Consider the following 12,730-nt stretch of genomic DNA (forward strand, 5'->3'; position numbering starts at 1 on the left):
AAAGGAGGATGACGACATGTTCGTTTCATATAAATGGCTCCAAGATTATATTGATTTAACTGGAGTTACTGCAGCTGAATTAGCAGAAAAAATTACAAAAAGCGGTATTGAGGTTGAAGGAGTAGAAGTTCTTAACGCCGGTATTCAAGGCGTAGTGGTTGGTCATGTCCTTGAACGTGAGCAGCACCCAAATGCAGATAAATTAAGCAAATGTCTTGTTGATATCGGCGGAGAACAACCGGTTCAAATTATTTGCGGGGCGCCTAATGTGGCCCAAGGCCAAAAGGTTGCCGTGGCGACAGTAGGAGCGGTACTTCCCGGTAATTTTAAAATAAAAAGGGCGAAACTTCGCGGTGAAGAATCAAACGGAATGATTTGTTCCCTTACTGAGTTAGGAATGGAAGGAAAAGTCGTTCCAAAAGAATATTCTGAGGGAATCTTTGTTTTTCCAGCCGACACTGAAGTTGGCGTCGATGCACTGGCCCAGTTAAATCGTGACGATGAAATACTTGAACTTAGCTTGACTCCAAACCGTGCGGATTGTTTAAGCATGCTGGGTGTTGCCTATGAAGTGGCAGCCATCCTTGGCAGAGACGTTAAACTTCCAGAAACGAACCTGCAGGCTTCAACTGAAAAAGCATCTGATTATGTAAAAATTACGGTCGAAGCAAAAGAGGATAATCCATTATATTTAGCGCAAATCATTAAAAATGTAAAAATCGGACCATCTCCGCTCTGGATGCAAACACGCTTAATGTCAGCAGGAATTCGTCCACATAATAATGTCGTCGATATTACCAACTACATTCTGCTTGAATATGGTCAGCCGCTTCATGCGTTTGATTATGACCGTTTAGGTTCCAAAGAAATCCTTGTCCGTCGTGCAATGGATGGCGAGAAATTTATTACGCTTGATGATGCAGAACGTACACTTTCTTCCGACCATCTTGTCATTACAAATGGAACAGAGCCTGTTGCTCTTGCTGGTGTAATGGGTGGAGCAAATTCAGAGGTAAGTTCAGACACAACAACTGTACTACTTGAATCCGCATATTTTAACGGAGCAACTGTCCGAAAAGCATCAAAAGACCATGGCTTAAGAAGTGAAGCGAGCGCCCGTTTTGAAAAGGGTGTTGATCCTAATCGTGTTCGTGCGGCTGGAAATCGGGCTGCCTATTTGATGGCAAAATATGCTGGCGGTGAAGTCCTAGAAGGTGCCGCAGAGGCGGATACAATGACAGTTGAGCCAGCGGTTGTTTCTATCACTTTAGAGAAAATCAATCGAGTTCTGGGTACAGACCTTGTAATGAATGACGTTAAAGAAATCTTCAATCGACTTCAATTTACTGTCAGCATTGAAGAAGATACCATCACTGTTACAGCTCCAACTCGCCGTGGTGATATTAAAATCGAAGAAGATTTACTGGAAGAGGTAGCTCGTCTTTACGGCTACGACAATATCCCAAAAACATTGCCAATTGGTTCAACTACCCCTGGTAGACTGTCCGCGTACCAGCAGAAGCGCCGCGAGGTTCGCCAATACCTTGAAGGGGCAGGATTGTACCAAGCTGTGACATATTCCCTTACTAGCGAGGAAAAAGCAACCCAATTCGCACTTGAAAAGCGAGGCACTATCCGCCTTTCTATGCCGATGAGTGAAGAGCGCAGCATCCTGCGTTTAAGCATTATGCCGCAGCTGTTGGAAGTATTAAAATACAACAGTGCCCGCCAAAACGATAGCTTAGGTGTGTATGAAACTGGGGCTGTATTTTTAGCAAATGGAACAGAAACTCTTCCATCAGAAAAAGAACATATAGCAGCCGCCATTACAGGGCTTTGGTCAAGCCATTCATGGCAAGGAGAGAAGAAGGCTGTCGACTTCTTCGTAATCAAAGGGATTCTAGAAGGAATGTTTGCTAAGCTTGGTTTACTAAAGCAGGTTCAATTTGTTCAAGCACAAGTTGACGGTATGCACCCTGGACGTACAGCAGAGGTTCTCTTAAATGGGGAGAAAATCGGCTTTATCGGGCAAGTCCACCCAACAGTACAAAAAGAGCTCGATTTAAAAGATACCTATGTATTTGAACTCTCATTGAAAGCAGTACTAGAAGCAGAAACACCTGCATTACAATACCAGGCCATCCCACGCTTCCCGTCCATCACAAGAGACATTGCCCTTGTGGTAAACAGAGAAACGGTGTCAGGCACCCTAAAAGAAATTATTGTAACAGCGGGGACACCTCTTTTGAAGGAAGCTGAAGTGTTTGATTTATATGAGGGAGATAAGATGGAGGCAGGCAAGAAGTCAATTGCGTTCTCTCTTAAGTATGTTGATCCGGAACGTACGTTAACGGATGAAGAAGTAACGAAGATTCATAACCGAGTACTTACAGCGTTAGAAGAAAAAGCAGGTGCGGTTTTACGAGGTTAATAACTAAAAGCCAGCTCGAATTAATTATTCGAGTTGGCTTTTTTGTATTTAGGAAAATTTTCGACCCTATGTAATAATCCTGAGCCCCGTTCTGATTTGCTTGTAATTTTTAGGATAATAAAAATTTAGCGGGTCAAACTAAAAAAATATTATTACTTGTAAGGAAGGGGGGACTGTATGGGGAAATATATTACTATTTTTCTTATTTGTTTTGCGGTTGCTTTTGGTGGAGGATACTTATTTTTTAATGATAAAGACACGACTGAGCCTGCTGAAAAGGCTGAAAAAACTGATCAAGTTGTTAAGAACGACGCAATTGAGAAACAACAAGGAGATTCTACTGCAAAAGAAGGAAGGATTTTCATTCAGCGCGGTTGTGTTTCCTGTCATAGTATTTCGAAATTAAATATCCAAGGCGGGTCAACTGGCCCTGATTTATCACAAGCATATGTAAATGTGGAAGGAAAGCATGGGGTTCCAATTGAAGAATTTCTCAAAAAACCCACTTCTGCAGTCATGTCAGGTGTATTAGGTGACAAGCCGCTTACGGACGATGAAAGAAAAGCAGTTTTAGCCGCACTAAAAGCAGCATCAGAAAAGTAAGAATGATTGTTTCTTGGAGGAATCATAATGAAGAAATTGATTGCAGGCATTGCAGGTTTAGTGGCAGGAGCGTTGGTATCAATCGTGGTTTTTGCGGATTTCAACGGAAATAAAACTACAAATCAAGCGGATACAGCCACTAATGCCCAAAAGGTCTATGTTCCGTTCGGTCAGAAGGATGAATACTATTTATTTGCCTCAGGAGGACACTCGGGGCAAATGTTTATTTATGGTGTTCCTTCCATGCGCCATATTCGTACGATACCGGTATTTTCACGTGATTCAGCAACGGGATATGGTTGGGATAAGCATTCAAAGAAAATGATGGGAGAATACAATTGGGGCGACCTCCATCATCCAGCCTTATCAGAAACGGGAGGAGATTATGACGGCAAGTATTTATTTGCTACTGACGTAGGGAATAATCGAGCGGCAGTTATGGATTTAAAGACGTTTACTGTGAAGGATATTTTGGAGGTGCCCAATACTGGAGGCCCCCATTGTGCAGCTTTTGTGACAGAGAATACAGAATATATGTTTTTGCCGACTAGGTTTGCAGTTCCATTTGGACATGGCTATGCCGCCTTGGATGAGTTTCAAACAAAGTATAAAGGAGTTATGTCTGCCGTTACTTTTGATGAGAGTAAACAAAAGTTAAAGGTTGCATATCAGGTGGCACTACCGCCATGGTCATTTGATTTATCCGATGCAGGGAAAAAAATCTCAAAAGACTGGGCAGTCATGACAACCTATAATACAGAAATGGCTACAACAGAAATGGAAATTAATGCATCACAAAAAGATCGTGATTATATTGTCCTCTTTAATTGGAAAGAACTTGAGAAGATGGTTGCAGCTGGGCAGTATGATACTGTCAACGGGATGAAAATGATTGATCCGGCCAAGCATAAGGGAGCTATCTATCTTGTGCCAACTGCGAAGTCTCCTCATGGTGTCGATGTCACTCCGGATGGCACTCGTTTCATTGCCTCTGGAAAACTGGCACCTGCGATGACAGTCTTTTCTTTTGATAAAGCATTTCAAGCCATTAAAGATAAAAAATTTGCAGGTGAGCAACGAGGTATTCCTGTTTTAGATTACGAGTCCGTCATGGAAAGAGAAGTAAACCCGGAAAATGCACTCGGGCCGCTGCATACACAATTCGATAATAAAGGGTTTGCATATACAACAATGTTTATTTCGTCAGAGATTGTCAAGTGGAATATCAAGACCGGTGAAACGGTTGACCGCGTCCCTGTTCAATATTCCCCTGGGCATGCTGCAGCTGCCGAAGGTGATACGGTCAGTCCAGACGGTAAATATATCATTGCTCTTAATAAAATTGCTAAAGATACTTACCTTTCTGTAGGACCATCCCATCCGGAATCCATGCAGCTCATTGATTTAAGTGGAAAAAAGATGGAGATTATTCAATCAGCTCCTGTCGATCCTGAACCCCACTATGCCCAAATTGTTAAGGCGGATAAAATTAAGCCAATCGTTGTCTACGATAAGGATGAAAAGCGCCCTGACAGTGTTTGGACTCAAAAGGATACGAGCATAGTTAGAAAAGGGAATGTAGTAGAAGTCCATGGGGTGGCGTTAAGGTCAAAGTTTATTTTTGACGGGAAGGCGAAAAGAAAAGATGTAATTTCAGTCAAAGAAGGGGATAAAGTTGTGATTCATTTGACAAATATCGATCTTGACCAAGATATTACCCATGGATTCGGAATAAACTCCTACGATTTGAATATGGAAATTCAGCCTGGTCAAACTCAAACGATTGAATTTACAGCAGATAAAGCAGGCACCTATCCCTTATACTGCACAAATTTCTGCTCTGCCTTGCATCAGGAAATGAGTGGATACCTGTTGGTTGAACCAAAAGGATGAAAGAAAAAAGGGCTTTCACTGCCCTTTTTTCTTGTTAGTTGAAAGGAGTCAAGCACATGTCTAATTCTCTTTCCATTTCTTCTGTTATTTCCTTATGTTTAGCATCTATTTTACTTATAGCGTCCATTTTTTTCCCTTGGTGGGGGATGAGATTCTTTGCTCCTCAATATCCTGAAGGATTGGATATCATCGTGTATCCATATAAAATGACAGGTGATATTGATATCGTGAACGGCCTGAATCACTATATTGGGATGAAGGGTTTTGGTGAAGATAACTTTCCCGAGCTTAAATATTTGCCATATTTGATAGGTGGACTGGCACTCTTAACGCTTGTGACAGCGCTATTACGGCAGAAAAGTGTGCTTTACGGTTTGATTGGTCTTTTTGTAATAGGTGGTGCACTGGGGATTTATGATATTTATCGCTGGCTGCGTAATTATGGGACGAAGCTTGACCCAAGGGCACCAATTAAAGTCGACCCCTTTATACCGCCAATTTTAGGAGAGAATAAGCTTGCAAATTTTGTGACAGAAAGCTATTTCACCTATGGATCATTTATCCTTGGCGCAGCTTTCTTATGTACGCTTTTTCCACTGTGGAGGGATCGGAAGAAATGAGGAGAAAATGGTATTGGATGGCAGGTTTTACGTTATACTTTTTACTCCAAAACCCTATTTGTCTAATGGCAGAAGACCCTTCCTTGCAAGACCTAGTAGATCAAACCCCTAAAAATGGAATTCTTCATCTCCAAAATAAAACTTATAACGGCAATGTAGTAATTACCAAACCGATTACCGTCAAAGGCAGAAGCAGGACCTCTATTAAAGGGGATGGGACAGGGAATGTCATCTTATTAAAAAAAACTGCTGATGGTACACGATTGGAAAGTTTACGAATCTCTCATAGCAGTCAAAACAGAAATTCGGAAGAAGAGTATTCTGCGATTAAGGTTCTATCTGACCGAAATGTGCTTAAAAACTTAAAAATTAGTGACTCCTTTCACGGTATTTACTTGAGCTCTTCAGATGATAATGAACTATCTCAAGTACAAATTACAGGAATAGGCGGGGGCGAAATTGCCGGCCAAGGGAACGGGGTCCAACTGATCCGATCTCACCGTAATCAATTGAAGGATACGGTCATACGAGATTCACGCGATGGAATCTATTTTTCATATTCAAATGATAATGTGGTGAAAGATGTAGATATTAGCCATACACGCTATGGATTACACTATATGTATTCTGATAATAATCATTTTTTCCATAACCGATTTCACCAAAATATAGGTGGAGCTGCAATTATGAATTCTAAGAGGATTGAGTTAATCGGAAATGAATTTTCTTACCAACAAGGCAGCCGATCGTTTGGTTTAATGCTCCAAGCTAGTGACGAAAATAACGTGAAGGACAATCATTTTTATCACAATCAGCGCGGGCTTTATATTGATTTATCACAGAAAAACAGAATCATCAGCAATGATTTTCATCAAAATAGGGTTGGAGTAGAGCTTTGGGCAAGTTCAAGCAACCAAGTATTTTCCTTGAATCGGTTTTTTCGCAATATACTTCCTGTTATTACCATCGGAGGGCGAGCAAAAAATAAATGGAGTGAAGGTCATAAAGGGAATGAATGGGGTGACACATTTGCCTTAGTTGATTTAAATGAAGACAAGATAGGCGATATACCTGTTCAATATCAGTCTTCCCTAGCGAAACTAATGGAGGATCAAGAGCTTGTTTATCTGTTTTTGCCAAGTCCGTCTATTAAAATATTCGAAAAGATAAATCAATTTTTACATAGACAAGAAACTGTTTTTAAAGATCCTTATCCGTTACTTAGTGAACAACAAGGCGGCTTTCAAGCAGGTTGGTTTCTTCTAATCCTGTTTTTTATTATGTTAGGAATGATTTATGTCCAAAGGAGGAGAAAAGTTCGTTGACGTATATCTGGAAAGAATGGAAGGAATTATCACGCGGCAAAGGCCTGTGGCTGGCCCTAAGTACGGCGATGATTATTTCTGTTTTTATCTTGTGGCAGTCGAAATCATTACCTTCAAATCAAGGATTTGAAGTCTATTTGGTTTCCCTATATGAAATGAATGTGTTTCTAATTCCGCTCTTAAGCCTATTTATCTCATCGTTTGCTGTCATACAGGAAAAGGAGCAAAAAACATTAATGATCATACTGACAAAAAAAGAATCCTATCGCAGTTTTTTTCTGAAAAAGACGATTGGGGTGCAATTAATTACCGTTTTAATGTTTTTATGTTGGTATTTTGCCCTCGCCCTGCCGATGAAATTCGTATTTTTCTTCCATGTTTCTTCGTTTTGGGTCTTTTTGCTTACCTTTCTCACGTTGTTAATCATTTTTAATCAAATCGGATTATTTTTGGGAAGTATTTGCGATAATCGAATGCAACTAATTGGGGCCAATATTTTGACGTGGTTCTTCTTTATTTTCATCTTGGATTTACTGTTTCTTTATTTCTTGCCACGGGTGAATGAGGAGAATATTACCGCTTTTTCTGTTGTTTATTTTCTAGACCCTCTTCATACGCTCCATTTTTATTTGGAGACGGCTTTGGGTCTTTATCCGCTCGATCATATGTCAAGACTTATGAAGAAAATGGTATGGCTTCCGCCAAAGTATTTATTGCCGATTACTTTACTAGTGTGGTTGACCTTATCTTTTGAATTGTCGATTAGGCTGAGGAGAAGAGGAGGGATTTCATGATCGAGATTAAAGAACTAACCCAATCTTATCAGAACAAGGTGGTCTTAAAGGAGATAGACTTAATCATTGAGCAAAATGAAATTTGTGCCCTTGTCGGAAGTAATGGAGCGGGAAAGTCTACTTTAATTCACTCAATGCTAAATTTGATTCCTGTTAAAAAAGGGTTGATAAAGCTTTCAGGGATACCACATACCAAAGAGGAGTGGAAAAAAAACGTCGCCTACCTGCCAGAAAAATTCCTCCTTTATCCTCATATGACGGGAGAGGAGAATATGAAATTTTTTGCTTCACTAGGAACAGGACCCACTAATGAAAAAAAAGTGGAGGAAATACTGCTAAAGGTGAACCTATGGGACAAGCGGGGCGAGTTAATCAAAGGTTATTCAAAAGGGATGCTGCAACGGTTGGGGTTAGGAATTATGCTGTATTATGATTCCCCCATTCTCGTCCTGGATGAACCAACTAGCGGGTTGGATCCGAAGGGCAGAATTGAGATTCTGACGATATTGAAATCGTTGGAGAATAAAACTATTTTATTTTCTTCGCATCATATGGATGAAATTCGCCAGGTTTGTTCACATGTTGCTTTTTTAGAAGATGGGAAGATCAGTAAATTTACTCTAAATGATTTTTACGAAAAGTACATAGTAGGTGGTCTTTTATGAACCATACTAAGAGTAGACTATTACATCGAGATCAAGTAAGGATTCACACTCAAACATGCATACCTTTTTTTCGGAAGAGCAAAATAGGAAAAAAGGAGTGTGTTTGATGAGGACAAAACTAATGATCTGTAGTTTACTCGCACTAACAGGTCTTGCTGGGTGTAATAATAATCAAAATGAAGGAGCTCAGCCTCGAATCGGGGTAAATACAGGACAAGTCAATAATACCGGTAATAGAATAACCACAACCCAGGTTGGAAAACAATATGATCATCCGTATAACCATAATTACAGCGGGGATTATTCTGGAACCAAGCACACCTCAACTAGAAATGAGATACGCTCCGCGCAGCAAGTGGCATCAAGGGCCTCTGAAGCAGCTGAAAAAGTTCCGGGTGTTCACAATGCCACTTCAATTGTTCAAGGAATGGATATCGTAGTAGGTTTTGATACGGACAATCAAAGTAATTCGAAAGCCTTAGAAAATAAAGTGAAAATGGCAATATCTAAAAATGAACAAGGCTATAATGTCTATGTAACAGCAGATGAAAATATTTATAGTCGGATCCGTACTCTTTTCACAAATATGAATAATGTTAAGACAAGCAATGTCACCACAGGCATCGGCCAAATTATTTATGATATTGGAAAAGCAAACGGCAAATGAGAACATGGAATAAAGAACACCTTATCCAGGAGGTGTTCTTTATTTTTCTATTCCTAATTAAAATTAGTACCGCTTTTTATTAACTAGGGCGTTTGCTTTGTCGGTGTTGGCAAAGTGGAGTTTAACAAAAGACGGGAGGATGTCTCGGCCTTTGCTCATAATCAGCTTGGCTGCCGCGACATCGACCTGCGCACCGGCACCTTTCGGGATTCTAAAGCCAGCGGCATCACTTAATTTATCAATATATTGGATAAACGCATATCGAGCGAGAATACTAGCGGCAGCGACCGCGAGATGAATGCCTTCTGCTTTGGTACTAAAATAAACATTCTCTTTGGCCACCGCTTTTTGACCTTTTAAATGCTGATAATAAGTACTTCCTTGAACAAATTGATCGATAAGTATTGCTTCAGGCTTTTCTGGTGAAATCTTATCTAACACATTTAAGATAGCTTGATTATGTAAGATCGCCTTCATTTTTCCTTGCGACATTCCTGATTGCTGGACTTGATTATATTTTTCATTTTTTAATGTCATTAAACTAAACGGGATGATATCTTTTATTACCTTCGCAATTGCAATAATTTTTTCATCATTAAGGTCCTTCGAATCACGGACACCTAATTCTTTCAGTAAAGGAATCTGCTCCTTTTTGACATAAGCGGAAACGACGGTTATTGGGCCGAAGAAGTCTCCCGTTCCAACTTCATCTGAACCAATAACCGACATTTGACTGATACCAACCGGCAAGTCGCCTTTAGCAGCGGATTTCGTTATACCAGCTGACGTCTTTGAAGAGGGAGAGGCAGTCCCCCATCGGCTGGCTTCTTTTTCACTATCGTTTCCCTGAAATAAAACTTTGCCAGACTTATAGGCAGTGACCATGCAGCCTCCCGTTTTCGCGGCAAACACACTACCAGGAATGTTTTTATCTAATAAATTCTTTCCGTAATAGTTCCTCATTTCGATAATCTTATTCATGTCAAGGTTCAATACAACATTACCCAACTTACAAACACCACATTTCTACTAAATATAAAATACTGTTTGACTTTTCCATAGATAACGAATCATGTTATGATATAGTGTAGGATTCTCTGAATGGAGGCAGGACGTTGTCGAATAATCAAAAAAATAGAACAACCGTAGATATTTACGGGCAAGCATACATTATTATGGGATCGGAAAGTCCGAGTCACATCCGGCATGTGGCGTCATTAGTGGACAAGAAAATGCGCGAAATAAGTTCTAAGAATCCAAATTTAGACGCAAATAAACTCGCCGTTTTAACAGCTGTAAATGCAGTCAATGATTATCTTATCATGAAAGACCAATTAGATCGCCTTCAAACAGAACTACTAAAAGAAAAGGACTAAAAATCATGTTGGATTTAGCAATTATCATTTTTTTAATTATTGGATTTTTTGTAGGCCTTAAAAGAGGCTTTATTCTGCAGCTTGTTCATTTAATAGGTTTTATTATTGCATATGTGGTTGCAAATTCATACTACGAACAGTTAGCACCAAAGTTAACTCTTTGGATTCCCTATCCAAATTTCGGGAACTTGGCCACCTTAAAACTCCTTACCGATAGCAATAATATGGAATCCGCTTTTTACCGTGCAATTGCATTTGTGATTATCTTTTTTGCGGTAAAAGTGTTATTACAAATTATTGGTTCTATGCTTGATTTTGTTGCCCATCTCCCTATTTTAAGGCAGCTTAATGTTTGGGCAGGAGGAATACTTGGATTCATTGAAGTATATTTGGTTATCTTTATTTTATTATATATTTCTGCCCTAGTACCAATTGAATTTGTGCAAAATGCATTGGATCACTCGATCATGTCAAATGCGATTGTGAATCACACGCCGATTTTTTCACAGCAAATAAAAAGCCTGTGGATTGAATATACAGCTGCTTTAACTTCTCTGTAGCAGAGAAGTTTTTCTATTCATGCGATAAAGTAGGATAAAATGAAAATGCTAAACAGTAGGCAGGTGACTATTATATGGAAGTAACTAAAAAAGAGATCTTACGCTTATTAGAAATGATTGCTATTTATATGGAGTTAAAGGGTGAAAATCCTTTTAAAGTATCAGCTTTTCGAAAAGCTGCTAATGCGTTGGAAAACGACGAACGTGACCTTACTGAAATTGAAGACTTTACAGCGTTATCAGGAATCGGTAAAGGCACGGCGGCTGTAATTCATGAATACATAGAAGAAGGTTCTTCCTCGGTGTTAAAAGAGTTGAAAGAGGAAGTTCCAAAAGGACTAATCCCATTACTACAGCTCCCAGGTCTTGGTGGAAAGAAAATAGCTAAACTGTATAAAGAGTTAGGGGTCATTGATGTTACCAGTTTAAAAGAAGCGTGTGAAGCAGGAAAAGTTCAAGCACTTGCTGGCTTTGGTAAGAAAACAGAGGAAAAAATCCTTAGTGCCATTGCTAATGTAGGAACTAGACCAGAGCGACTCCCGTTAGCGTATATGCTACCAATTGCAGAGCAGATTGAAGCAACACTTGGAAATTTCTCTGATATTGAGCAGTATTCACGAGCGGGTAGCTTACGCCGTATGAGAGAGACAATCAAGGACCTTGATTTTATCATCGCCACCAATCAGCCGGAGCAAGTGCGCGAGCAGTTATTACAATTACCAAACATAAAAGAAGTCATTGGTGCTGGTGAGACGAAGGTTTCCTTAGTTTTTACCTATGATTATGATATTTCCGTCGACTTCCGCCTCGTCAGACCAGAAGAATTTATAACAACCTTGCATCATTTTACTGGTTCAAAGGAACATAATGTTCGAATGAGGCAGCTTGCCAAAGAACGCGGTGAGAAAATCAGTGAGTATGGTGTGGAAAACTTAGAGACAGGTGAAATTCGCACCTTCGCATCGGAAGAAGAGTTCTTCAAGCATTTCGATCTTCCGTTCATTCCACCGGAAATCAGAGAGGACGGGAAGGAAGTAGAGACATTCTCGGCTGCTGAGGAATTGATTGAGTTAAACGATATTAAAGGCGATCTTCATATGCATTCCACTTGGAGTGACGGTGCCCATTCAATTGAACAAATGGCAGAAGTCTGCCGGTCTAGAGGATACCAATATATGGCGATCACTGACCATTCCCAGTATTTAAAAGTGGCCAATGGTCTAACGCGCGAAAGGCTTTTAAAACAAAGAGAAGAAATTAACAAGCTAAATGAAAGATATGATGACTTTCTCATTTTAGCAGGGGTGGAGATGGATATCCTCCCTGATGGCAGTCTCGACTATGATGATGAGCTTCTCGCAGACATGGATTTCGTAATTGCCTCCATCCATTCTGCCTTTTCCCAACCACGGGAAAAAATTATGGAGCGTTTAAAAAACGCGCTAACGAATGCCCATGTTGATTTAATTGCCCATCCGACCGGCAGAAAAATTGGCCGACGCGAAGGTTACGATGTGGACATTGATATACTAATTCAACTTGCCAAAGAAACCAATACGGCATTAGAACTAAATGCAAATCCAAACAGGCTTGATCTAGCTGCAGAATATTTAAGAAAAGCACAGGATGCGGATGTGAAAATTCTCATCAATACGGATGCACATAAAATCGATACATTAAAGCATATGGAAATCGGTGTTTCCGCAGCCAAAAAGGGCTGGATTAGAAAATCTTCTGTGTTAAATGCTCTTAATAAAAATGACCTGCTAGAATATTTACATAATCGAGAATAGGAG

12 protein-coding genes are annotated in these 12,730 nt (G+C 39.9%); 11 read left to right on the top strand and 1 reads right to left on the bottom strand.

Features of this window, described 5'->3' with window-relative positions; all coding sequences use genetic code 11:
- Positions 1 to 16: 16 nt before the first annotated feature.
- The 8 genes from pheT (at position 17) to V7121_RS15505 (ending at position 8,998) form a co-directional block, all read left to right on the top strand.
- Positions 17 to 2,431: a phenylalanine--tRNA ligase subunit beta gene (gene pheT, locus V7121_RS15470; RefSeq protein WP_335547130.1), complete on the top strand. Its 2,415-nt coding sequence runs from the start codon at positions 17 to 19 to the stop codon at positions 2,429 to 2,431.
- Positions 2,432 to 2,608: 177 nt separating this feature from the next.
- A complete protein-coding gene (locus tag V7121_RS15475) occupies positions 2,609 to 3,034 on the top strand; it encodes a cytochrome C (protein ID WP_335499019.1) in 426 nt (141 codons plus the stop codon).
- Positions 3,035 to 3,061: 27 nt separating this feature from the next.
- Positions 3,062 to 4,927 (top strand): Sec-dependent nitrous-oxide reductase, encoded by a 1,866-nt coding sequence (gene nosZ / locus V7121_RS15480; protein ID WP_335499021.1) that lies wholly within the window; start codon positions 3,062 to 3,064, stop codon positions 4,925 to 4,927.
- Between the two features lie 56 nt (positions 4,928 to 4,983).
- Positions 4,984 to 5,547, top strand: a complete 564-nt coding sequence (locus tag V7121_RS15485; protein ID WP_335499023.1) for a hypothetical protein — start codon at positions 4,984 to 4,986, stop codon at positions 5,545 to 5,547.
- Complete coding sequence (gene nosD, locus V7121_RS15490) at positions 5,544 to 6,872, top strand: nitrous oxide reductase family maturation protein NosD (protein ID WP_335547132.1); 1,329 nt, start codon at positions 5,544 to 5,546, stop codon at positions 6,870 to 6,872. The genes V7121_RS15485 and nosD overlap by 4 nt, the downstream gene beginning before the upstream one ends.
- On the top strand, positions 6,869 to 7,666 hold the full coding sequence (locus V7121_RS15495; RefSeq protein WP_335499026.1) for an ABC transporter permease subunit: 798 nt from the start codon (positions 6,869 to 6,871) through the stop codon (positions 7,664 to 7,666). The genes nosD and V7121_RS15495 overlap by 4 nt, the downstream gene beginning before the upstream one ends.
- Positions 7,663 to 8,331 carry an ABC transporter ATP-binding protein gene (locus tag V7121_RS15500; protein ID WP_335499028.1) on the top strand — a complete coding sequence of 223 codons (669 nt, stop codon included), beginning with the start codon at positions 7,663 to 7,665 and terminating at the stop codon, positions 8,329 to 8,331. Before V7121_RS15495 ends, V7121_RS15500 begins: the two co-directional genes overlap by 4 nt.
- A gap of 106 nt (positions 8,332 to 8,437) precedes the next feature.
- On the top strand, positions 8,438 to 8,998 hold the full coding sequence (locus V7121_RS15505) for a YhcN/YlaJ family sporulation lipoprotein (protein ID WP_335499030.1): 561 nt from the start codon (positions 8,438 to 8,440) through the stop codon (positions 8,996 to 8,998).
- A gap of 63 nt (positions 8,999 to 9,061) precedes the next feature.
- Here the strand turns inward: V7121_RS15505 and rnhC are convergent, their stop codons facing one another.
- Positions 9,062 to 10,006 carry a ribonuclease HIII gene (gene rnhC, locus V7121_RS15510; RefSeq protein WP_335499032.1) on the bottom strand — a complete coding sequence of 315 codons (945 nt, stop codon included), beginning with the start codon at positions 10,004 to 10,006 and terminating at the stop codon, positions 9,062 to 9,064.
- A gap of 107 nt (positions 10,007 to 10,113) precedes the next feature.
- On the opposite strand from rnhC, the gene zapA reads away from it, so the two are divergent.
- From zapA to polX, 3 genes are all read left to right on the top strand, one after another.
- On the top strand, positions 10,114 to 10,374 hold the full coding sequence (gene zapA / locus V7121_RS15515; RefSeq protein ID WP_335499034.1) for a cell division protein ZapA: 261 nt from the start codon (positions 10,114 to 10,116) through the stop codon (positions 10,372 to 10,374).
- A 5-nt stretch (positions 10,375 to 10,379) separates the two neighbouring features.
- On the top strand, positions 10,380 to 10,934 hold the full coding sequence (locus tag V7121_RS15520; protein ID WP_335499036.1) for a CvpA family protein: 555 nt from the start codon (positions 10,380 to 10,382) through the stop codon (positions 10,932 to 10,934).
- A 74-nt stretch (positions 10,935 to 11,008) separates the two neighbouring features.
- Positions 11,009 to 12,727, top strand: a complete 1,719-nt coding sequence (polX, locus tag V7121_RS15525; protein ID WP_335499037.1) for a DNA polymerase/3'-5' exonuclease PolX — start codon at positions 11,009 to 11,011, stop codon at positions 12,725 to 12,727.
- Positions 12,728 to 12,730: the final 3 nt, after the last annotated feature.

The sequence above is a fragment of the Neobacillus drentensis genome (assembly GCF_036962125.1).
Taxonomy (GTDB): domain Bacteria; phylum Bacillota; class Bacilli; order Bacillales; family Cytobacillaceae; genus Neobacillus; species Neobacillus drentensis_B.